Below are 21542 nucleotides of genomic sequence, written 5' to 3' on the forward strand. Positions count from 1 at the left end.
AAGGCTCCGTACAGAACCTTCTCCTTCCTTCAGGCGTCTTGAATATGAAGACTGCAGCCCTTACGGTTCGTAACCATCCTTTATCATATCCTTGGGATCCCAGATCGACCATGCTGCCTCTAATAAATTCCCTTGATCGTCCCTGAAATAAAAATATTTGGCTTCGCCTGCGCCAAGCGTTCGGATATTCTCCACGGCTACGCCATTGCCTAATAAGACGCTGTGCGTAAACTCGATATTCGGACAATTTAACGCCATAATCGGAAACGGTACGCCGTTTCTTGATATCTCGAGCGGCTTGCTGTCCTCCGTCTCGATAAGCAGTAACGCAATGGCATGCTGATGCGGGTGGTGCAAGACGGCCAAATAGGAGCCTCGGTCTTGAAATTTGTCAATCAGCTTGAAAGAGAGGTTACTGGTGTACCACTCGACCGATTGTGCAATGTTTGTTGTCGGGACGTACACGTAACCGACTCGGGTAAACGCAAATTCACGGCTCATCGCGCTTCACGCCTTTCTTCATGGCAATTAGGATGCCGGCTCCTGAAATACTTGAAATTTGTTGCCGTCCGGATCTTTGAAGGTTAACTGCAGGCCGCAGCTGCCTTCATCTCGAATATCCGTCTCAACCCATGTGCCCGATTCCCTCAACGATGCGTACAGAGACTGCATCCTGGTTGTCGTAAAGCAGATCGGAAACATCTCAAACGACTCGCCGTTCTCCGCCCATGCCGTCGTGGAGAAGGTGAGCGGTTTCCCATCCGGGCTTGGAAGCAGAAACAGCCACTGCCCTTCATCCATGATCATAATCGCGCCGCGCCCGGGCTCTACGGGGGCACGCAATTTCATTCCCAGCACCTGTGCATACCATTCGGCCGATTTCACTGCATCGGATACGGGAACATAAGCACAATTTAAATTTTTGATCATATGTAACGTCTCCTCTCTATGGCGCGAGCGCGACATGAACGTCAATTTCATTGTCGTCCTGCTCCGGCTTATAACGATCGTCCCACACCTCGAAATCGTATCCGGCTGGTTGACGCCCGTTCTCCTGCAGCCAGCGCCCGTAAAGCAAATCGTACGTGCGGCCAAGCTCGGACTCGCGTCCGATATGGGTCATCTTCACATACTCCCGCTCCGGAAAAGAACGAAGCACGAATCCGTCGGGAACGAATGTCCCTTCCGGAACCACGTAACCGACCAACTGCGTAAATGCATCTGCATGAGGATTAAAGCCAGGCTTCATCGGATATACCTGAACCAGATATACATCGTCGGATAGACGCTCCGCCAATTGCTCACGCGCTGCCCGGACCTTCTCCAAGGCGGCTTTGCCAAGCTGCTGCTCCTCAATTTCCTGCAAATTCGCATCAAACGTAATACCGGCGATCGTGAAGCCCGGCTTCGTCACAACCGTCGGCACGGACGGGGCGACGGAGGCATGCTCTTCCTCAATCGCCGCTGCCGTCTCTTTATTCTCCGTATAGCTGCGCAGAAGCTCCTCTACAGGGATTCCGTTAATCCGCATTCCTTCAACCTTGCAGTCGATCAAATCCACGCCGCTAAGATTGCATGATTCAAATATCGCATTGCTCAAGTCGCTAGTCAGAAAGCGGACAGGTTCGACATTAATCCAGCCATCCGTGCCTGCCTCTTCCTCCAGACGGCTGAACTCCGCATCCGGTCGCCGGATATTCTCAAACAGGGTTCCGCCCATCTGCGCTTCATTCACATGAACGTTCGAGAAAAAGATGTGCTCCCACTTCGAATGAACAAAATTCACATGCGCCAGCGACGTATCCCTGGCATCGACGCCATGCAGCTCGGCGCCCTTCAGGCATGCCATGTGCAGCTTCTCCCCCCGCAAATCTTCAAGCTCGAAGCCGCCCTTGCGATCGAACATTCTCTTGTCTGTCAAAGCCATAGCTATCATCCCTCTCGACTAAAGTTAATCATTTATGCCCGCATTTTCCATGGAAAATTTAGTCTGCATGAAGATGATAACCCGGAACGTTTGTTCTGTAAATCAATTTTTGGCGACCGCATTCGTTACCGGTGCTGCTCATATACGCCAGCCTTGCTGATTGCCCGAATCGCATCCCATTCCTCGCGTGCCAGCGGCCTTGCGCTCCCCGCTTCCGCATTGACCAGCAGCTGTTTCAGCGTACTCGCGCCAGGGATAACCGTCGCAACCGCTGGATTCGCTAAGGCATAGCGAATTGCAAGGTGAGCAAGATCGGTGAACCCTCCGCTCCGGCTAAGCCGCAGCAGCTCCCCGCGCAATGACGCCGCTTCGGCGCCGCTGTAGTCCAAATATCCCTTCTCCGCTTTCCCGTCTCCGCCGCTTGTCAATATGCCCTTCGCTACCGGCCCGCGGGCGATCACGCTTACGCCTTTCTCTGCCAGAAGGGGCAGCACCGTCTCCTCCGGCCTCCGGTCCAAAATGCTGTACTGGCTCATAACGCTTACCATATCCGAGAGCTTTGCGTATTCCCGTATAACGTTCGGGCGAATAGAGGAAATGCCGTAATAACGGATCGCTCCTTCCCGCTTCAACTCCTCGAACGCTTCGATCGTCTCTGCAACCGGATCATCCAGCGTGCCGCCGTGCAGCTGGTATAAATCGATATAGTCGGTTTGCAGTCTTCTTAAGCTGTCCTTCACCGCCGATTTGATATAGGCCTTGGAAGGGTCCCATGTCCAGCCCTGCTTGCCCGGCTCCTTTCGATTGCCTACCTTCGTTGCCAGAATAACATCGGAGCGGCGCCCCTTCAGCGCTTCGCCGACAATCTCCTCATTCCGCCCGTCATCGTACAGATCGGCGGTATCCAGAAACTGAATGCCGCGGTCAAGCGCTTCATGAACGAGCCTGACCGCCATTTGCTTATCCGTACCCAACGACATGCAGCCAAGCCCAATCTCGCTGACCTCCAGCTCCGAATATCCCAGCCGGTTTTTCTTCATTCCGGCGCCCCCTTACCTAATGACTTCTTCCTTAAATTAGCACCGCATTTAGCTCAATGACGTTACGGTCGGGATCCAGCACGAAGATTTGAGCGAAACCGGTGATGCTGTTCGGATTCGCTTTGTACCCAACGTGATGCCGCTCCAGCCAATCTATCGTGCATGCATAGTCGCTGACGCGGATCGCGAAGTGGCCGTCTCTCGTGTCGATTCCTCCGGTACGCTTGGTCTCCCCGTGATGCACGATCAGGTGCAGCTGCTGCCCGCCCCCGCCAACGGCATACCATGCGCCGGGAAAGTCAAACGGCGGACGTTGGATTTCCTGCAGACCGATCACATTCTCATAGAATGCTTTCGCGCGCTCCAGGTCGCTTACAATGATGCTGATATGATGCAAGCCTTCATGCTTCATCAATGTCCCTCAACCTCCAGCTCCTAATTTCCTTAGATGGAATTGCCGGCCTATCCTTTTATTACCCATAAAAAAATAGCCAGGGAATACGTCTAACATCCACCGAAACCGGCACGATTTGGGCAACCTACATAGGCGACACAATGGCAAGACGGCTCACGGAAACGGCTTACGCCCGGCGAAACCGTCTTGCCAGCCATGATAATGGGAGACGCTCTCTTCGCCTTCCTTCCAGCAGATCAGAATCTCCTCCCCGTTCAACTCCGCCGGAAAATCTATCAGCCCGGGATTGATCATCTTTAGAAGGACGCCTTTGCGCGTGAAATTTTCGATGAGGAGGTCGGTTTCCATTTTCATAAAATCCAGCTTGCTCTCCAGCTCGAAGAACGGGTCATCGCTTCCGTTGACCGGAGCGGAGTCATGCTTGTAGTTTTCTCTCGCCTTCTGATACTCCACATACAAGCGTTCGAACTGCGCGGTTGTATCCTGAAGCCTGCGAAGATCCTCCCTAAGCTGCGGCAGCAGCGCATTCGCTTCGCTCAAAGTAAATAATTTATGTTCCAAGATCGATTACCCTCCTTTTTTATCGCGAACCATCGCTCATCCCTGCCTAGCGGGCTCTCCGAATTTGACGAGCACATGCCACAGCTGCTTGATATATTGCAGCACCTCATCCTGCGTGCCCCAACTGCTCCAATCATCGGAGTTAGCATGATAAGAAGCTGCCGCTTTGCCAATTACGGCTGCATCCACTTGTCCCGGTGTCTCTGCGAACCTGTCCGCGATATGCCGCGCAAACGGGGGAATCGCCGGCCCGCGGAAATGTTCGGGCACCTGATCGGCCGCGAGCCGGTAGCCGGCATGCCAGCAAAGCTTGATCCGATGCTTGCTGCACAACAAGCTAAGCTGCTCCCCCGTCTTGGTTCCCTGAAAGGACGGGTCCGCAACCAACGCTTCCACGTCCCGCCCCAAGGCGATGTCCCCGTGCACTTGAGCCTCTATGTAATCGTCAAGCGCCCGTCCCAGCTTTCCGGAAGGACCGTTCCCAGCTCCATGTCCCGGTTTGAGAAGAAAGTCAATGAGCAATGGAATATCGAGATTAGGCATGCCTAACGCTTCTCCCGTATTCTCGACAGCCTCGAGCAGCGCCGCCAGCAGCGGCTCGAAGCTTCCGATCGTTCCCTTATGCTCCGGGCCGGCATGGCTGTCGCCGAAGGTGAACGTGCACCGCTCGCTAACAGCGGACCGCAAGCGGAAATGACAGGATCCGAACCGCGGCGAAGCCCCGTCTGCATATTTCATCACATTGAACGCCCCGTACTTCGGACGTTCGGAGGGCAGAGCGCCGGGCAGTTGGTAAGCGCCGCCGAACAATCGCTCCTCCCAACGGTCCCGGTCCCCGCCGGAATAAGCCGTCCGGCTGCCGTTCGATACGCCGGTCTCGAATTGGCTGAGGTAGGCGCCATGAGCCAGAAAGCCTTCCGCTACCGTCATCCCGGCAGGCAGTATCCGGTCCGGATGAAAGTTCAGCGTGACTGCAGCGTTTTTGCGAATAGTGGAAATAATGGTTTGAACCGACGTTGTATGGGACATCCCTCTGCGTGCGAGAATACGTTCCGCTTTCTCCAGATCGCTGCTCCGAGCTGCCGAAGCCGCCGACGTCACGCATTGAAGAGCCTGTATTTGCGCTGCCGTCAAGCCGGCCGTCGGGGAAGCGTCCCCGTACAAGCTGTCTTCCACTTGAGATTCCTCGCTTTCCTGGGAAAGAATCGTTTATTGCTTCCTTTTTATTATACAAGCGCGCGCTCTGAAACTCATCTTTCCATTACAGTTCAATTATAATCGATCGTTCCCTTGCCTGCGTGCATCCAACCGCCCTATTATGGAGGAAGAAACCTTCAATCCAGTCGACGGGAGGGCAATATGGATCATAAACTGCTAATCAGGCAAATGGAGCGCAGCGATGTGACGGTCATTCATCAAACCCTTGCTCAGAACGCCATTCCAAAGCCTTTGGATTATATCGCCAGGTGCCGGGAAGAGAACGAATCCGGCGGGCGTATCACGCTTACTGCTTATCGGGACGGGCAATTTGCCGGTTGGCTGCACCTTCTGTCCGAGTCGTACTATCCATACTTCGCGGAACGGGGAATTCCCGAAATTAATAACTTCGACGTTATTCCGCCGCTGCGCCGGCAGGGAATCGGGAACGCGTTAATGGACGAAGTCGAACGAATGGCCTTCGAGAAGCACGGCATCGTCGGAATCGGCGTGGGCCTGTATGCGAGTTACGGCAGCGCGCAGCGGATGTATGCGAAGAGAGGTTATATCCCGGACGGCAGGGGGATTACGTATAATAATGAGGTCGTTGCACCGGGGAGCAGCATACGGGTGGATGACGAATTGGTCTTGTATATGACGAAGATTCCGGTTTCACATGCATAATTTTCCTCCGCGCCGCGCATGTTAGAGGGGTAACCCAGGGGGCATACATCGAATGCGGAGGTTGAATATGACGACTAGCAGACAGCATCAGGAAGCGCACGGAATCGGACAGATCGAGGAGCAGCTGGAGCAGCAAATCGAGGCTGCCGAAGATATCCAGGGCACAAGCAAGCTTGATCAGGAAATTCAGGCTGCGGCCCGCGAGCACAGCTCGGAATTAGATGAGATTATTGTCCGGCAAGAAAAATAGCGCCTGAATTGGCGCTATTTTTCTTGCCGGATTCTGGCGGGATCAATCATAACCTTCTATCAATCCCTCTCGCCTTCCGCTGGAGCGAGCACGTAAATTTGAATACAACGATTATTCCGAGCAGACCATGACGACGTTGCCGTCCGGATCTTGAACCGTGAAGAAAGCCATATCGCCATGCCGCTCCATGTCGGTGAACACTTGAACGCCGTTTGCTTCCAGATAGGCCTTCGAGCCTTCCGCGTCTCTCGTGACGAACATAAACAACGTCTTATAAGAATCGCCTTGCCTGAACCGGTTATCGTCTAACAGCACTCCGCTGCCGCTTCTCATATGCAGTTCATAAATCGATTGGCCGGCATTAACCTCTTCATAAGGGAGGGCGAGTGCCTTGCTGTGAAATGCAATGGCTCGGTTCATATCCGTCACATTAATGAAGATAGAAGCAATTTTGTTCATAATCGGACTTGCCGAGTGCTCGAGCCGCTCTACAACGGCGGACTCGTAATCCGATTGCGTCACCATCACCGCATTGCCGTCGGGGTCGGCAAAATTAAAATAAGCAAGCCCCGGATGCGGACGCTCAATCGGGAACAACAGATCGGCCCCCATTTCCGACAGAAAACGGTATGCCGCTTCGATATCGTCCGTTTTGTAGCTGTACAGCACATGCTTCGCTCCCGGATCGTTATTCCGGTTGTCATCCAGAATTAAGCCGGTTCCGCCTTCCAGCGCCAGCCAGTAGACAGGACCGCCGTTCAACCTTTCCTCCAGAAGAGGCAAACCCATTGCCATGCTGTACCACTCCGCTGAACGTCTAAGGTCCTTTACATGAACAAATACGCTGCCTACCACATTTTGAATCGGGCTTTGAATCGCTTCCACATCGATCTCTCCCTCAAAGGAAAATGACACAACGTTTATTTTACCGCACATACGTTCCTATGTAAATGTTTTCCATGAAACTTTGTACCGCGTCAGAAAGCCTTGAAAATACTCTCTCCGTCAAGAAAGGGAAGACAGCGGTCTTCGCACAGTTTAGGCATCCTTTCGCGAATCCATGGATGAACCTTCTCGTTCTCCATGTGGAAAGCATAGTAGCCGAGCACCGCCATCAGCATGAAGCCGCCCAGGACGGTCTCTGCCCAATCCGGTATACGTTTCTCGCCAAAATACCCCTTCAGCACATGATCGCGATAAGCAGACGGAGCATTCAATGCCGCCATCGCCAGATCAAGCATGTAATAACCGTATCCGGATAATCCATAATCGATAATTGCGAGCTCCCCCGCTTCCGTAACGAGTATATTGCTCCTATTCAGATCGGCATGAATCATGCCCCAAGCACCTGGTCCAGCCAGCGTATCCGAGAGTTTCTCGTTCATTAGCCGCATGCAGTTCTCCAAGATGTCTTGCTCCTTCCGACTAAACAATCCTTTTTCGATTCCCCTCGAAATCTGTCTGATCATCAGCTCGCTTCGCTCACGGCCATAGCTTGGGCGGTCCCCCGGCCGCACGCCGCCGTAACCGCGCGTAAACCGGTGCAGCTCCGCAGTCCTCATGCCTAACATGCATGCAAGCTGTCTGTCTTCAAGATCCTCCTTCTTGAGCTCTCTTCCATCGATCCACGTCAGCAGCGAGCAGATCAATGGACGGCTTCCTTCCGTTATTTCCGTAAGGACGGAGCCGGAACGGTTACGAACAGGCATTTGAACGGTAAGCAGGGTCTCCGCGGCGATATCCTTCAACAGCTGAAGCTCTGCCTGAAGGCCGGAACGCGTATGCTGCACGCCTTCCATATTTGCCGTTACCGGCTGATGGATACGAAACAGATAATCCTTGCCGTCAGCGGAATCCGTCACTTTATAGGTCCTATTCCCGCTATGCTTCAGCCATACGACTGTCGGCTGATTTATGCCATATTGCTGCAGCAGCTCTTTCACGCTTTCTTCCCGCATCTGCATTCCCTTGCCCCTTCCATTTATCTGAGCGATTTCCAGACAGGTGTTTCTCCTATTCTTTCCTGCCCTCTTGCAATTGACGTTTGTCTATCCGAAGGAAATTGTGGATAATACTAGAATAATAGTCTACCAAATTTTGCGTGGGAGTGAACCTATGAAAACGTCGACTTATCCGGAGTTCGTACAGCTCGTTGAGCAGTTCAAAATTTTCCCGTTCTCCGATTTGATTCCCGAGCATCCTTCGCTCACGGCCGCGGCGGCGGACAACGTATGGCATGACGGCTCAGAGAACGACCCTTGGCAGTGGCGGGTCCGTATCGTAAAGGACGAGCACGCGGCTTACGGGAAGTTCTTCGGCACGAAGGCGTCCTTCATTCATGTCGATCTGTTTCCGCAAGTACGGGTTCTGCTCTCTCAAGGGAAAAGCGTAGAGGAGCGATACAGCGGCGGATTGATGTCGCAAGACGCCAAAGCTTTATACGGCATCGTCCGGGAAGCAGGCAGCATGGACTCGCGCCAATTGCGGAAGGCGTCCGGCCTGACCGCCAAGGAACAGAAGAAGGATTACGAACGCGCGCTTGTCGAGCTGCAAAATTTCGGCGACATCGTCATTACCGGGGCGCAGGAAAGCGACTTCGAGGGCGGCTGGAGCAGCATGTGCTTCGAAAGCGCGGACCACTGGCTGAACGAGACGCTGGGCCGGAAGAAGAAGCAGGCTGATGATCTTGCTTTGGCGAAAGCTGCAGTGAAAGAGGAGCTTGAGGGCGTTTGTACGGAGAAAGCGATGAAATATTTGGATAAAAAGCTGCGGTTAAATCTGTCTGCCCGGTAACGGAGAAGGCTGCCGACATTTCGCAATCGGCAGCCTTCTTCTTCGACGATATTACCTCGGCCATCTCCGATTAGCCGGAAGCAGCGCGGGGAATGGTGCATGAGGCTCCATCTGATACCAATAGGCTACGGAAGAGATATCGTCGGAGCGCTCGAACAGCTTGGTATGGTCATGCCCGATTTGCTGAATCGTTACGCGCAGATCGCTTCCGAAACGGATCGGATCGGGCAGATGCCAGCGGTACATGCCGTGCATAGGGACATTATGTCCATACCAGGGGTCGATTTCGGTCGACTCCTTGTAAAACTTATAGCCCAAATACGGCGTGGAATACGATTCAGGCTCATTCGTCTTCCTATTGTTGAAGCACCACGCGCCTCCCACGTAATCCTCCGTACCCGTGCCGCATATGGTCGGCCAATCCTGGTCGCCATCCATGTAGAACTTGATCTCGCCTTCGCCCCACCAGTTTCTCTCCAATGCCGCCCATGCGAGATATGTGCCGATATATTGCCCCGTACCTTTGACATTGTCCAGTATCGTATAGTCTTTGCCGGTTTCGGTGACCCTTTCGCGGCGCCACTGCGCGTGGAAGTACGCTGCATTTTCCGGCAGCTGGTCGACAAGCGTATAATTAATCGTATAGAAAAATCCGTCAATGTCGGCCGTATGCTGATTCTCGATCGTGATCTTCGCCGATTGCCGAAACGGCATCGGAATATAACAGTTCATGCCGCCCGTCGGAACGACGGAAATCGGAAGCGAATTGACGTTGGTGCGCACGCCGAAGCCATTGCAGAAAAAATCGCCGAGGGGAGCTTCGACCGAAGGGGTCGTTTCATCATCCCAGTACATGCGGAGAACAAGGTCTCGGAGGACGAATTGCGCCGCATGCCCTTTGCCTGTTTTATCGGCAACCGTGATCCAGAAATGCTGGATGACGCCGGTCCCCTGAATTTGGGCAAGCGTTGCCTCTTCGCCTTGATTAAGCGTAATGGCGGGTCTTCCTTTTCGTCCGACGCCTAAATTACTCGATTCCTTGCCGCCTTGTCCCTTTTCGCCATTCGGATTCTCTGCCGAAATCGAGCGGGTGCGCGCTTTCGTGACGAGCGGAGCGGAGAATAAATCATGTCCAAGCCCATGCTGCTGCAGCATCATCCATCACCTCGCGTATCATATATTGTGTTTATACGAACCTATTATATAATGATAGTTGCGATAAACCCTTACCTGATATTGTGAAGTTGTTTATCAAATATTGCTGAGGTGACTGGAATGAGTCTCGAAAATATGTCCCCGTTTATTCGGGTGGCGATCGACAGCGTGCTGGAATCCGGCTGGAAGCTGGACGAGCGGGTCATATGGGATTATGAGCTGCTTTACCTGATGGAAGGCCAGATAAAGGTGACCGTGGAGGACGAGGTATACTATGGGAAGGCAGGAGACTTCTTCTTCTTTAAACCGGGGCAAAGACACTCCATTCAAATTGCCGGCGGCTCGCGCATTCGGCAGCCTCATGTTCATTTCGATTTGTATGCCCAGCCTGACAGCAAAGAAATCGGCGTATCCTTTAAATCCCTCGACCGGATGAATGCAAAGGAACGGGGATGGATCCGGGAGGACGAGCTGTCCGTCCCGCCTTATTTCATGCCCTGTTATTTTCGTCCGGGCGACCCGATTCCCTTGGAACAAGCGTTATTCGAACTGATTCGCGAATTCGAAACGAAGCCACCCTTTTACGAGCTCCGTATGAAAGGCTGCCTGCTCGCGATTTTGTCCCAAATCATGAGAGAGCAGTATTGGGGAAGCAAAATGAAAAGTGACGGGCATATGGAGCTGCTTACGAAAATCCGGGCCTATTTCGATCATAACGTACACCGCAGCGTCAAGCTGGACGAGCTAGCCGAGCGGTTCCATATCAGCAAGTTTTACTTGATTCATCTGTTCAAGAACATGTTTAAAATGACGCCTATCCAATATCACCAGCAGATCCGGATGGAAAAAGCCAAAATTCTGATCCGGTATACTTACTTATCCTTGCAGGATATCGCCGAGCAGCTCGGGTATTCGAACATCCACGCGTTCAGCCGCGCATTCAAAGCGAATGCAGGCTGCAGCCCCTCCAGCTTCCGTCTGCAAAAATAAAGGTTGGATGAGGCTGCACGTGGAACTAGACCATTAGAGCCGCCTCCCTTACGGCGCCTCTAACGGCCTGCAATCTCGCGTCTCGCCGCTTAACGGCACCGGTTCTCTTCCATCCAAGCAACCGCAAAATCAACCAACGGCTTGACCGGCATCAGACGCGCGTCCGCGTTTGCGATTTTCCCTCTTCGAACGACGCCTGTCACTTGCTCGAAGGCTTCGCCAATCCGGTCGAAATCATCCGAATTCAGTTCGATATCCTCAAACTCCGTCCACTTCTTGATACCGTCAACCCATATGGGCGCTTTGTTCGTGATTGCCTTTTTTCCGATGAAATTTGCCCGGTACTCCGCTAGATGGATCGACGTATTATTGCCATGATCGACGCCAAGGAGCAGCACCCAGCCCTCCTGCTCATACAGCCTGGCCAGCGGCGAGCCTTCGCCCAGGCTGTTCGCCAAGCCGTGTCCGTTAACGATTGCCGTCTTCTTCGCGCCCCATGCGGCAAAAGAAACCTGCGGGTGACCGCTTCTGATCACGCCGTTCTGCTTCCGGAAGCTCTCCGGAATTTGGCCCATCATCCTTGTGGGCGTGAGGTCCGGCTCATAAGCGGGCATCGTCTCTCTAATGGTCTCCCACCACGACTCCTTGACCGGAGGATATCTCCAATTGGACGGATCGGATAAATCACCCGAATGCGTCGGCATAACCAGCGTACCCGTCCGGCCGAGGCATTCCTCCAGCGCTAATATTACGGCAACAGGACCGCCGACAACCCAGCCGCCCAGCGCCTTCACGGACGAGTGCAGCATGACCGTCATATCCGCCGTAACGCCCAAATCCTTAAAGTCCGCTTTTAACGTTTCAGTGGTAAACATATCTCCTTGCAATTCTTCCATTCCGAAACACCTCATATATTCCATATATTCGAATCTCTAAGCACATGCGGTTTTCTGAAATCCGTATTATCGGTAATCTGATCGATGCCGCCTATCAAGCTTTTTTCGGCTATCCGGCGAACGGCATCGTCTTCAATTCGACCGGCAAGCAGGCTGGCAATTCCTCCGCCATTCATCACTTTGAAGGGACGGTCGTAGAAATACGCAGACTCGCCGGGAATCCCTTCCGTGATCCTTAGCTCGTTGTGCATGCGGGATAGATGCGCGTAGACCCGAATAAAGGCTTGCTCGCGTTCTCTCCAGACCGCGGCCGTTTGAGCCGTCCACAAATAAGGCATTAAAGCTCCGGAGCAACTCAGCTGCTTAAAAGCGGTTCCAAACCATTTCGGATAAGGCGCATATTGACGTTCCATCAGAAAACAAAGATTCAGACAATCGCGGACAAGACGCGAAGCCATAATGGCGGAGCCCAGCTCGTCGCCGATAAAACCCGAACGGAGCATCAGATGTTCTTCTTGGCCGATCCGCTGCCAGGTGGAAGCCATAAGATACAACCATATATCGTATGGGTAATATTCGAACTGCTTGCGTAACGCGCTCAGTTGACCGCGATCGTCCCTATACACGGCTCCTCTTGTTATTTCCAGAAGCGATTGTGAAGGAAACGTCAGCCAATCCGCTAATTCCGGAGGTTTATCGCTATTTAAGGCCAAGCGGCTTTCAAGGAAAGCCGGCACGGTTGTAATCACGCTCATGCCGGTATCAACCGGAACGCCATAAAAACAATCTGGAGCCTTCTCGTGTAAAGATGCTTTAATTTGTTCGGCATAACCGGTCCATTGTTCGTTTAGAAATAGATATACTCGCGGGCCCCAATCATGGTCCGTTGACATTTCCGTATCATAGCCTAACACTTCGCTGCCGGGGCCAAGCAGAGCGGACGAATAGGACAAGAAAGGATAGGTTTCCTTCAGGGTCGGCTCAACGACTTCCGTATGGAAACGGCGGCATAATTCTATTCCATTTATAAAAGTCACTATTTATCCCTCCGCGTTCATAACAACACCTTGTATAGCTTAATGGCGCTATTATGCATCCCCTCATGGTAGAGAGCGAAGCTCAGGAACTGCTCCGGCGTTCCCAAGGTCAATCCGGCAGATGTCGTATAAGGCTCTACCTTTTGTTGAAGCCGGTCAGCCAGCGCCCCTTGAATTCTTGCCGGCTGCTCGCCGAGCAGCAGCTTCAACTCATCAAGAGTCGGCACGGGAACAGCGGCCGGCGTTGTTAACGGCGACGTACCGTATTCGAACCGCTCCTTGAAGCCGCCTGGCAACTGCTGCGGGAGTCCCGCAGCTTGAAAGGCGAACCGCTCCAACACGACATAGATATGCCCCAGCTGCCATCGCAATGAATTTCTAAAACCGTCAGGAATGCGGTCCGCGTTCTCCTCCGTAATACCGTTAGCCGCTTTCAAGGTTTGCCCTCTCACGAAAGCCAGCTGTACAAATAAGTAATGTTCCAACGAACTCACTCCAATCGTTATCGTCTATCGTTATCCTTCAGCCGCGCCGAAAATGCTACGGTTTCTATTGGCGTTCTCATCCCGGCTTCACCTCAAGCTAGGTATGGTCATTAAGCCTGGATGGCGATGTATGGTGGTACCGCTTAAAGATTTTCGAGAACGTATACGGGTCGGAATACCCCAGCTGGCCGGCGACTTCCTTAACCGTCCGCTTCCCGGACAACAGCAGGTCCCTGGCACGGTTCATCTTGATCCTGTTCACGTAATTTTGCGGCGTTAAACCGATGTTTGCTTTAAAGAAAGCATAAAAGTATTTCGGCGACATGCCCATCACTTCCGCTAACCGTTCTGCCGGAATCGGTTCCCCGATATGCTCCTCGATATAACGAAGAACCGGGGCCAGCTTGGCGAAATGCTTGGAAGGCTGCACGGCTTCCTTGAATCCCGAAGCGTTCTCCTTCGGAACCGCCAGAAGCTTGGCCAGAAGCGTAAGGAAATATCCCTTCAACGTTAAGGAAGCCATCGGCTCTTTGTTCCTGTAGGCATCGAAGGCTCTGCGAAGCTGCTCTCCCTCGGCTGCAAAATGCCGCTTCGGAATAACGCCCATTAAATCGAATTCATTCAAGAAGTTGAACCGCTCGCCCAAGGAAAAATCAAAATGGACATAAATGTGGCTGCACGGTCCGCTGCCGCATGCTGCGAAATAAGGGACGCCGGGATTAAAAAACACGATATCACCTTCATTCGCGGCTGACTTCCTGCCCCGTGCTTCTATCGTCACCTCGCCCCCCGTCACCAGCCACAAATCATAATCCGGATGCCGCTTTCCCTCCGACCAGCCTCTCTCATGACAGGATTGTCCGATGCTGCCGAGCCGCAGCTCTGCGTGCTCGCTCAGATTGTCCATAATCATGCGGTTCATCATCGGCGGCCCCCCTATTAAACGGTTACTGTTAGTATACAAATTTAAGAATTCATGAACAATCTTGTTTTTGGCTAATCCTCAAATCATACTCTCGGCCATCAAGTGATACCTTCAGCCATTCCTTTCCCTTCTCTCTCCCCCTACAATGAAAGTTGAAGGCAGATAGATCCACATTCGGGAGGAGTTTCTTATGAATAAAATCGGCTGGTGCGCCGGAATTGAACAAGCCGGACTGCTCGCGGACATAGGCTTGGATTATATCGAATGCGCTTTGTCTTCCCTGCAATTGGAGGAGGAAGAAGCATTCGCCGGAAAGCTTGCGCTCTACTTGAGTTCACCGGTAAAGGTGCGAGCCATGAACCTGTTCGCTCCCGCCGATATGATGCTGATCGGCCCGCAGCGTGATGGGGAGCGCATCCGGAAATATGTAAGCTTGTCCGGCGAAGCGGCAGCACGAATCGGCGCCGGGATCGTCGTGCTGGGCAGCGGCAGAGCCCGTATGGTGCCGGATGGCTGGGAACGCCGGCGGGCAGAAGCGGAAATGCTGGAGTGCCTGGGCCGGATTGCCGACGAATGGCGCGGTTCCGGGGTTACGCTGGCGATCGAGCCGCTGAACCACAAGGAATCGAATCTGATCAACAGCGTTGCGGAAGCGGCATCCTTAGCGAAGCAGGTTAACAGCCCAGCGGTCCGGATTTTGGCCGATCTTTACCATATGGATGAAGAAGACGAGCCGCTCGAAACGCTTGCCGCACATAAGGAATGGATCGCCCATATTCACGTTGCGGACACAGGCAGGCTGGCGCCGGGGACGGGAACGTATCCTTACGAACAGTTCGCCGGGATACTGCGGGAAATCGGTTACGAGGGAATGGTATCCGCGGAATGCAAATGGCCGGATACGGTGGATGGCGTGCAAAGCAGTATTTCATTCATGCAGCAAATGTTTGACCGTAAGGAGTAATGGTTCCGGCGTATCGGCTATCATGACGCCAATTCCATGGGATCAGATCTATAATTTAGATCTAATCCGCCAAATCAAGCACAATAGTCGCAATCTGATCTAAAATTTAGATCTGTTGTCCACACGGCCGCCCATCTTTTACTCGCCAGTCTATACACCCCCTTATAAGTAAAGCCTGCTTACCGTGTCTGGTTAGCAGGCTTTATTTGTATAGGATGCTCTTATAGAGCTATTTAGCGAAGCTATGATGGCCGATCGTCGTGATCACCGTCAGACCGGACCAGAACGAACCTTTAGATATCGCAGGGTTAAAGAAATAAACGGCGTCTTCTACGTTGTTTTTGCCGTTCAAGGCATCCTTGGCGGCGCGAAGCGAAATGGCATCCGACTTGGCTTTGTCCAGTTGGCCGTTATGTGCCGGCGGGAACTGCTTACCTGAATAAATAACTTCTCGTACAGTGTCCGGAAATTTAGAGTTTTTCACCCTGTTCAATATTACATTCGCTACTCCAAGCTGTCCCTCGTACGACTCGTGGCCCGATTCTACCTCTGTAATCCTGGCCAGCAGCTGCAGGTCCTTCTCCGTGAACGGCTCCGCTTTATTCGCAAGAATCGACGGCACGACGACCCTGAGCTCGGTGCCTTCCACAATCCCGTCCGCGCTGTCTAGGCCGTTCCGCTTCAGAAGCTCCGTCTTGCTGCTGCCGTACTCCTCGCTGATCTGGGCTAATCCGTAATTTTCCGCCACGACGGCCGGTTTCACCATGATCAGCTCAGCCGTGAGCTCTTTTGCATGCCAGTTCACCTCAGCATGCAGCAGTTCCGCCACATGGCGAAGCGGAATGTACATTCTGCCTTCCGCAACGAATGGCGCCTCATCCATCCGGTAGCGGCCTTCATTAAAATAAACGACGGGAACTCCGTTACCCAGCACGATCTTGTCTCCGTGAGCCGTTTGTATCGTTGCTTCTTCATTATCTTTATCCCAGCTTATTTTAGCGTCAAACATTCCGGCTACGAGCGCCACGGGGATAAATAGCCTTCCATCCAGCCCGCGTACCGGTTCGGACAGCTTCACGACTTCTCCATTCACCTTTATCGTGACGCCTTCCGCCACTGCCGCTTGTTCATCCTGCGCGGCAAAAGCCGGAATCGGCACGGCGCAGATCAGGAGCATCGCCCATATCGTTATCAACATACGTATGCCTGTCGGCTTGTTTCTTCTGTTCATAAATACCTCCCAGAAAAGTTCAGATCACATGCATAACGACTGCCGCTTCGCATAAACCGTTAGCTGCAACCTCATGCAGCCCGGCTCTGTGCCTTCCATTGGCGTAAAGCTCGTTTCACATTGAAATATAAGCTTCCGTATAAGTGCATAATTTATGAATGCTTATATTTTAAAAATCCGATATCCAAGGTCTTCCGCAAAATTATAGCACAGCTTTAAGCGTTTACAGGATTAACGTTTTCACAGAATTCCAAATATAGTAAGATTAAAGGCTTGTTTCACCGATCAGTTCGTTAGCCGCATCTGCTTTTTATTAATGAAAAAGACGGCGCATTCATGCACCGTCTCTTCATTCACCGATTCCTTCAGTCGCCTTGTTACCTTCCTTACTTGAAGCCCAAGAGCTTGTAAATAATAGCTGCCGCTTCAGCGCGAGCAGCGGTTCCCTTTGGCTGAAACCTACCGTTACCCCTGCCATTAATAATGCCTGCATGGCTCAGCTCTTGTACGGCTTCTGCCGCGTAAGGGCTGATTTGGCCGGCATCCCGGAACGATACCGCTTCGCCTGGCGCATTCGTAAGGCCAGCCGCCTTCATCGCGCGGTAAGCGATAACGGCCATGTCCTGGCGGGTGATCGTGTCGTTCACCCCGAAAGTACCGTCCTCTCTGCCCAAAACAATGCCAAGCTTCTCGGCAGCAGCGATCGAATCGGAATACCGCCCGCCGCCCTGCACATCGCCCATCGTGCTGACCGCGTCTTCCGCCGATAGCTCAAGCGCGGTTATAAGCATGTGGACGAATGCTGCCCGCGTGATGCCGCCATTAGGCTCAAACTTGCCGTCGCCTGTTCCATGGACAACTTCACGGGAAGCCAACGTTTCAACGATCGTCTGCGACCAGGCGGCCTGGTTAAGATCAGAGAATGAAACCGTCGCAAGCGCCGCGCCGTACGGGCTGAAGTGCTTCGGACTAAATGTGATTTTGCCCGCCTCACGGTCGTACTTCACGTTTTTCACCACTTCCAGCTTACCGTCTTCTCCAATATAATAGACCGCGATTTGATGCGGCTTCTCGCCCGGCTTCAGCTCGTAATCCATTTCGACGGTGACCGAATGGCGTTTCAGTTCGCTAATGTTCTTGTCATCCACTAGAAGCGTGAAATCATAGACAGGATAACCGTCAACCCGTATCTTCACATCCTCCGGAAGCCTGGTGACGTCAACCTCCGTTATTTCAAGCACCAGCTCGCCTGCATTCTCATCCAGAACCCCAGCCGCTTCTTCGGCTGAGATGAAGACCGTTACTTTGCCTGCTTGAATCGCAAGCGTATCGATTGTTTCATGGTCGAAAAAGCCCTGTACAGGAACAGTCACTCTCGTGCTCTTCAAAGCCCCCGCTTTGGAATTAACCGTAATCGCAAGCGTACTGCCTTGCGCGGTTTCCAGCGCTCTCAACACATCGCTCGATGACACGTTAACTTCCGCTTTGCCGGCAGAATTCGGCTTCACGTTAAAGGTAACCTTCCCGTCAGCTGCACTTGGCGCAGCCGGTGTTCCGCCAGGGGAGCCTGTGCCCGGAGGATTGGACGGATTGCCAGGATCCGGAGTGGACGGCGTCCTCGTCGTCACAAGCTTCAAGACACCGTAACCGGAGGTGTCCTGCCAGGACCGGCCGGAGGCGTCGTTCCATATGGCGACGCTGTCTCTTCCGCCTGCTCCATCCTGATCATTATTCACCTGGAAATCGAAGCCGATCAGCTGTCCGTCAACAGGGGTAACCGCATCCAGATTGATTTTTGCCTCAATGACATATCCGCCGTCCACAAGCTTGGCGGCCGTGTAGAAGCTGCCGGCGAGAGAGGCGGGGTTGGTGCTTCGTTCATTCAAGTAATTGACTCGGTATTGCCCGTCGTCCGCTTGATAGTCGACTGTTTTGGCGTTATTCTGATCGACGAAGATTTCCACGGAATCCTGCTCATGAACAGCGGTGCTTTGCTTAGACAATATCTCGTCCGTAACGTGCGCGTAGACATACAAGTAGTCGTCATCCCACATCGTTCTGGCTTTTGCCGTTGCGCCCGATGTTCCTTGAACCCATACGCCGGTTTCAATTTCTTCCGCCTGGTCCCATAGCGCGTCTCTCTCGCCATCGATCCCAGGCGTGCCTTTGACAGACTCAGCGACATGCAGCGGCTGCTTTAACGTCAGCTCGCCAATTCCTTCGGCGGATTGATCCTGATTATGCATGCGGTCGCTCCAGGAAGCGTTAGCTGTGCCGTCCGCGTCTGTTACGCGCAGATCGAATGCAATCGTGTCGTCCATCTGAACGGGAGCCTGCCATGGCACGCTCATCTCCAACCGGTAACCGCCGGTTCTCTCGACCGCAGTCGCAGCGCTTCGGGAGAAGGCATACGTCCGGCCGTTAACAAACCATTCAACCGTATCGTCGGCATGAACTGCAGCGTCCTCGACATCAACCCATACATATAGACGGTCAGTGTCCCACAGTACCTTCATCGCTGCGGCAAGTCCATCTGAGGACTGGAGCTGTACGCCTCTGAGGACATCCCATGCCAATTCCGGGTTTCCGTCCACGATGGGCGTTCCCTGCGTAACGTTCAGCTTCTTCGTTTGAACTGGCACCTTGGATGGATCTGCAACAGCCCAGTAAGCCAATTTGGATTGCAAGTTTTTATCGAATAAGAACGGAGCTTGGACGCGATTGGTTCCCTCAGGGAACGTCGTCAGCCAGGTACGGTCATCGCCAAGCCCCCAGAAGGTGACATTGCTGATATAGTCCTTATCGCCGCTGTCCTCCAGCCCCTTGAGCCCATCGAACAAATCCTGATACCGGTACGCAAGCTCCAGCAGAACGCTTTCCGGAATTTCACCGTAGCTCGGAGCGTTATCCGCCGTATACAAGCTGATATCCAGCTCCGTAATTTGGTTGTCGAATCCGGCATCCCCGAACTTCTTGATCGAGTTCACGATCGAAGAAATGGACGGATTCTGGATGTTAATATGGGTCTGATGTCCAACGCCGTGAATTGGATAATCGACGGTGCCGTCCTCTGCGTCTTCTTCTCTCAACTGCATGACCAGGTCGTATAAAATGTCGCGTTTGCCCGGATCATTCGTGCCGTAATCGTTAATGTACAGCTTCGCGTCCGGATCTAGCGCATGCACCGTTCTGAACGCTTCGCGAATATAATCGAGACCGGTAATCTGATACCACGCGCTGTTGCGCATGCCGTTCGGTCCACCCGGATCGATTACCTCGTTCACTACATCCCAGCCTTCAACCTGCACGCCGGTTGCTTTCACATGCTCCACTACCGCCGTAATATGCTCTCTCATCCGATCGAGCAGCAGCTTTTTGTTCGCTTCGCGTTTGGCCGGATCGGTCTCTTCGATCATGAGCTTTCCATTTTCATCCTCGAACATCCAATCCGCCACCTGCGAATGCCAGACGAGCGTATGATACCTCATATTCAACTGATTCTCTTTGGCAAAAGCAATCAGCTTATCGGGATCCGTCCAGTTAAACACGCCTTCCTGCGGCTGAACGCTGCCCGGCTTCATGGAGTTTTCCGCAACGATCGTATTGTAATGCTTCTTCAGTAACTCCTGATGCTTGCCTCCCGTCTGAGCCGGTTCGACGGCTGCCCCTATGGAGAAATAATCCGCAAATACATCCTTCAAATTCGCGATATCCGTTTCGATATCGGGCTGCGGCTGCGTCGGCACCCAGGAGAGCTCGAAATCGTCGATATAAAATGACCTTGTCTCGCCATATTCCTCGGCCACTTCTACATACGCGTTTAGAATGGTTGCCGCAGATGATACGGTGAACGTACCTGTTAACTGTACCCATTCATCGTCTGTAACCGTTGTATTGGCGGAGACGTTGGTAAACGAATTTTCGCCTGACTGCACGCTCATGCGTATCGTCGTATCTGCCTGCCCTGGCGCCATTTTGACCCAAACGGAAAAATTATACTTATGACCCAAGTGCATCTTCCCGATTACGTCCAGCAGCGGTCCCTGATACCGCTGAGACGCGCCTGTCAGCAAGCTTTGATCACCGCCGTGAGCATCCTCTGCCGATACGCTTACCGGGTCTTTGCCGTTTCTTGCCTTCCAACCTTGCTGGCCGTCTTCAAAATCCGACCGGACGCCTGATTGATCCAGGTTGCCGGGGTCTGGATCCGTACCTGGCGTCACGTCAATGATGACAACCTCATCGATAAAAATATCCGCCGTTGAGCTGGATGCTTCAACAGATTCCACCCAAATGCGGAATTCCGTAGTATTGTCCGGCACCGGATATCCCAGTTTTTCTAAGATTGTCCACTCGGACGCATTCGCTTCTTTGTTGCCGATTATCCAGGGATAAGCTGCCGTCCCGTCCGATACGACCTTGGACGCTACGTGAAGCGTGTCCGTCCCTTCACCCAATTTGACTTTAAGCGATACGTCATACGTATGTCCCGGCTGTACATAACTCGTCAGATCCATGCTGGGACTGCTGTTTCTCGCGCTGCGGTTTTTAAACTGCAAGGAATGGCTTCCTTCGGACGCCTGATCCGGCGAGACCGCAACTTCGCCTGCGCCGCCCCAAGACAAGCGTTCCCAGCCGCCTGTGAGGCCGTTCTCGAAACCTTGCTCCAGCACCGCTGGTGCTCCGCTCGCCGCCTGCGCCTTACCGGCAAACTGACTTACAGGAAACAGCACGCTGACCATCATTATGAAAGCGGTTACTAAACTGAGCTTTCTTAGCACACATTTAACCCCCTTAATGAAATGTTAAAATATGAAAGCTCTTTCATGTTAATATAATCGCATTTCCAGCAACACCCAAAAAAGCTTAGTTGTTACTACAAAAACCATAGTAGTGTCCCGGGACATAAGAAAAACCGTCCGAAAGATCACAGACGGTCCTTTTAGCGGGATCGGCGATGGGGTTTCTATTCCACCCTATTCATTCCATTTC

At 52.8% G+C, this 21542-nt stretch carries 21 protein-coding genes; 5 read left to right on the plus strand and 16 right to left on the minus strand.

Translation table 11 applies throughout. The features are described 5' to 3' along the window. Positions 1 to 60: 60 nt before the first annotated feature. From H581_RS0103225 to H581_RS0103255, 7 genes are all read right to left on the minus strand, one after another. Positions 61 to 501 carry a VOC family protein gene (locus H581_RS0103225; RefSeq protein WP_028608765.1) on the minus strand — a complete coding sequence of 147 codons (441 nt, stop codon included), beginning with the start codon at positions 499 to 501 and terminating at the stop codon, positions 61 to 63. A 27-nt stretch (positions 502 to 528) separates the two neighbouring features. Further along, positions 529 to 930, minus strand: coding sequence for a VOC family protein (locus H581_RS0103230; RefSeq protein WP_156889487.1), 402 nt, complete (start codon positions 928 to 930; stop codon positions 529 to 531). Positions 931 to 946: 16 nt separating this feature from the next. Beyond that, the gene (locus tag H581_RS38285) at positions 947 to 1927 is read right to left on the minus strand and encodes an effector binding domain-containing protein (RefSeq protein WP_169507418.1); all 981 of its coding nucleotides are present in this window, start codon (positions 1925 to 1927) and stop codon (positions 947 to 949) included. A gap of 125 nt (positions 1928 to 2052) precedes the next feature. Next, positions 2053 to 2967, minus strand: a complete 915-nt coding sequence (locus H581_RS0103240; protein ID WP_028608768.1) for an aldo/keto reductase — start codon at positions 2965 to 2967, stop codon at positions 2053 to 2055. 31 nt (positions 2968 to 2998) lie between these two features. After that, a complete protein-coding gene (locus H581_RS0103245; protein WP_028608769.1) occupies positions 2999 to 3382 on the minus strand; it encodes a VOC family protein in 384 nt (127 codons plus the stop codon). A gap of 153 nt (positions 3383 to 3535) precedes the next feature. After that, positions 3536 to 3943 carry a DUF2203 domain-containing protein gene (locus H581_RS0103250; protein WP_028608770.1) on the minus strand — a complete coding sequence of 136 codons (408 nt, stop codon included), beginning with the start codon at positions 3941 to 3943 and terminating at the stop codon, positions 3536 to 3538. A gap of 36 nt (positions 3944 to 3979) precedes the next feature. Next, positions 3980 to 5119, minus strand: a complete 1140-nt coding sequence (locus H581_RS0103255; protein ID WP_245599889.1) for a DUF3626 domain-containing protein — start codon at positions 5117 to 5119, stop codon at positions 3980 to 3982. Between the two features lie 183 nt (positions 5120 to 5302). Between H581_RS0103255 and H581_RS0103260 the strand changes: the two genes are divergently transcribed. Together H581_RS0103260 and H581_RS0103265 are read left to right on the plus strand one after the other, a co-directional pair. Further along, complete coding sequence (locus H581_RS0103260) at positions 5303 to 5824, plus strand: GNAT family N-acetyltransferase (RefSeq protein WP_028608772.1); 522 nt, start codon at positions 5303 to 5305, stop codon at positions 5822 to 5824. Positions 5825 to 5891: 67 nt separating this feature from the next. Continuing rightward, a complete protein-coding gene (locus H581_RS0103265) occupies positions 5892 to 6074 on the plus strand; it encodes a hypothetical protein (protein WP_028608773.1) in 183 nt (60 codons plus the stop codon). Between the two features lie 111 nt (positions 6075 to 6185). Here H581_RS0103265 and H581_RS36215 read toward each other — a convergent pair whose 3' ends face one another. Both H581_RS36215 and H581_RS0103275 read right to left on the minus strand, forming a co-directional pair. Continuing rightward, positions 6186 to 6959, minus strand: coding sequence for a VOC family protein (locus H581_RS36215; protein WP_051250411.1), 774 nt, complete (start codon positions 6957 to 6959; stop codon positions 6186 to 6188). A gap of 92 nt (positions 6960 to 7051) precedes the next feature. Continuing rightward, positions 7052 to 8038, minus strand: a complete 987-nt coding sequence (locus tag H581_RS0103275; protein ID WP_245599890.1) for a phosphotransferase enzyme family protein — start codon at positions 8036 to 8038, stop codon at positions 7052 to 7054. 151 nt (positions 8039 to 8189) lie between these two features. Here H581_RS0103275 and H581_RS32860 point away from each other — a divergent pair, with 151 nt between their 5' ends. Next, on the plus strand, positions 8190 to 8867 hold the full coding sequence (locus H581_RS32860) for an AlkZ-related protein (protein ID WP_036717538.1): 678 nt from the start codon (positions 8190 to 8192) through the stop codon (positions 8865 to 8867). A 51-nt stretch (positions 8868 to 8918) separates the two neighbouring features. Here the strand turns inward: H581_RS32860 and H581_RS0103285 are convergent, their stop codons facing one another. Next, the gene (locus tag H581_RS0103285) at positions 8919 to 10025 is read right to left on the minus strand and encodes a DUF2961 domain-containing protein (RefSeq protein WP_028608775.1); all 1107 of its coding nucleotides are present in this window, start codon (positions 10023 to 10025) and stop codon (positions 8919 to 8921) included. A gap of 117 nt (positions 10026 to 10142) precedes the next feature. Between H581_RS0103285 and H581_RS0103290 the strand changes: the two genes are divergently transcribed. Next, a complete protein-coding gene (locus H581_RS0103290) occupies positions 10143 to 11012 on the plus strand; it encodes a helix-turn-helix transcriptional regulator (protein ID WP_028608776.1) in 870 nt (289 codons plus the stop codon). Between the two features lie 89 nt (positions 11013 to 11101). On the opposite strand, the gene H581_RS0103295 is transcribed toward H581_RS0103290, so the two are convergent. From H581_RS0103295 to H581_RS0103310, 4 genes are all read right to left on the minus strand, one after another. Further along, positions 11102 to 11908 carry an AAC(3) family N-acetyltransferase gene (locus H581_RS0103295; RefSeq protein WP_028608777.1) on the minus strand — a complete coding sequence of 269 codons (807 nt, stop codon included), beginning with the start codon at positions 11906 to 11908 and terminating at the stop codon, positions 11102 to 11104. Positions 11909 to 11919: 11 nt separating this feature from the next. Continuing rightward, positions 11920 to 12945 carry a DUF4037 domain-containing protein gene (locus H581_RS32865; protein ID WP_051250412.1) on the minus strand — a complete coding sequence of 342 codons (1026 nt, stop codon included), beginning with the start codon at positions 12943 to 12945 and terminating at the stop codon, positions 11920 to 11922. 17 nt (positions 12946 to 12962) lie between these two features. Beyond that, positions 12963 to 13430, minus strand: a complete 468-nt coding sequence (locus tag H581_RS0103305; protein WP_028608778.1) for a DinB family protein — start codon at positions 13428 to 13430, stop codon at positions 12963 to 12965. Between the two features lie 97 nt (positions 13431 to 13527). After that, complete coding sequence (locus H581_RS0103310) at positions 13528 to 14355, minus strand: AraC family transcriptional regulator (protein ID WP_036717543.1); 828 nt, start codon at positions 14353 to 14355, stop codon at positions 13528 to 13530. Between the two features lie 190 nt (positions 14356 to 14545). Between H581_RS0103310 and H581_RS0103315 the strand changes: the two genes are divergently transcribed. Continuing rightward, positions 14546 to 15319 (plus strand): sugar phosphate isomerase/epimerase family protein, encoded by a 774-nt coding sequence (locus H581_RS0103315; RefSeq protein WP_036717549.1) that lies wholly within the window; start codon positions 14546 to 14548, stop codon positions 15317 to 15319. A 229-nt stretch (positions 15320 to 15548) separates the two neighbouring features. Here H581_RS0103315 and H581_RS0103320 read toward each other — a convergent pair whose 3' ends face one another. Further along, the gene (locus tag H581_RS0103320) at positions 15549 to 16550 is read right to left on the minus strand and encodes a cell wall hydrolase (protein WP_036717556.1); all 1002 of its coding nucleotides are present in this window, start codon (positions 16548 to 16550) and stop codon (positions 15549 to 15551) included. A 386-nt stretch (positions 16551 to 16936) separates the two neighbouring features. Beyond that, entirely contained in the window at positions 16937 to 21331 is a 4395-nt protein-coding gene (locus H581_RS36220; RefSeq protein WP_051250413.1) for an endo-1,4-beta-xylanase, read from the minus strand. Positions 21332 to 21542 lie beyond the last annotated feature (211 nt).

This window comes from Paenibacillus harenae DSM 16969, assembly GCF_000422465.1.
In the GTDB taxonomy this organism is placed as follows: Bacteria; Bacillota; Bacilli; order Paenibacillales; family Paenibacillaceae; genus Pristimantibacillus; species Pristimantibacillus harenae.

Excerpts from the sequence above, each read along its gene's own strand:
- H581_RS0103225 (WP_028608765.1), bottom strand. The coding sequence starts at position 501 with ATGAGCCGTGAATTTGCGTTTACCCGAGTCGGTTACGTGTACGTCCCG.
- H581_RS0103230 (WP_156889487.1), bottom strand. The coding sequence starts at position 930 with ATGATCAAAAATTTAAATTGTGCTTATGTTCCCGTATCCGATGCAGTG.
- H581_RS38285 (WP_169507418.1), bottom strand. The coding sequence starts at position 1,927 with ATGGCTTTGACAGACAAGAGAATGTTCGATCGCAAGGGCGGCTTCGAG.
- H581_RS0103240 (WP_028608768.1), bottom strand. The coding sequence starts at position 2,967 with ATGAAGAAAAACCGGCTGGGATATTCGGAGCTGGAGGTCAGCGAGATT.
- H581_RS0103260 (WP_028608772.1), top strand. The coding sequence starts at position 5,303 with ATGGATCATAAACTGCTAATCAGGCAAATGGAGCGCAGCGATGTGACG.
- H581_RS0103265 (WP_028608773.1), top strand. The coding sequence starts at position 5,892 with ATGACGACTAGCAGACAGCATCAGGAAGCGCACGGAATCGGACAGATC.
- H581_RS0103275 (WP_245599890.1), bottom strand. The coding sequence starts at position 8,038 with ATGCAGATGCGGGAAGAAAGCGTGAAAGAGCTGCTGCAGCAATATGGC.
- H581_RS32860 (WP_036717538.1), top strand. The coding sequence starts at position 8,190 with ATGAAAACGTCGACTTATCCGGAGTTCGTACAGCTCGTTGAGCAGTTC.
- H581_RS0103285 (WP_028608775.1), bottom strand. The coding sequence starts at position 10,025 with ATGATGCTGCAGCAGCATGGGCTTGGACATGATTTATTCTCCGCTCCG.
- H581_RS0103290 (WP_028608776.1), top strand. The coding sequence starts at position 10,143 with ATGAGTCTCGAAAATATGTCCCCGTTTATTCGGGTGGCGATCGACAGC.
- H581_RS0103295 (WP_028608777.1), bottom strand. The coding sequence starts at position 11,908 with ATGGAAGAATTGCAAGGAGATATGTTTACCACTGAAACGTTAAAAGCG.
- H581_RS0103310 (WP_036717543.1), bottom strand. The coding sequence starts at position 14,355 with ATGATGAACCGCATGATTATGGACAATCTGAGCGAGCACGCAGAGCTG.
- H581_RS0103315 (WP_036717549.1), top strand. The coding sequence starts at position 14,546 with ATGAATAAAATCGGCTGGTGCGCCGGAATTGAACAAGCCGGACTGCTC.
- H581_RS0103320 (WP_036717556.1), bottom strand. The coding sequence starts at position 16,550 with ATGAACAGAAGAAACAAGCCGACAGGCATACGTATGTTGATAACGATA.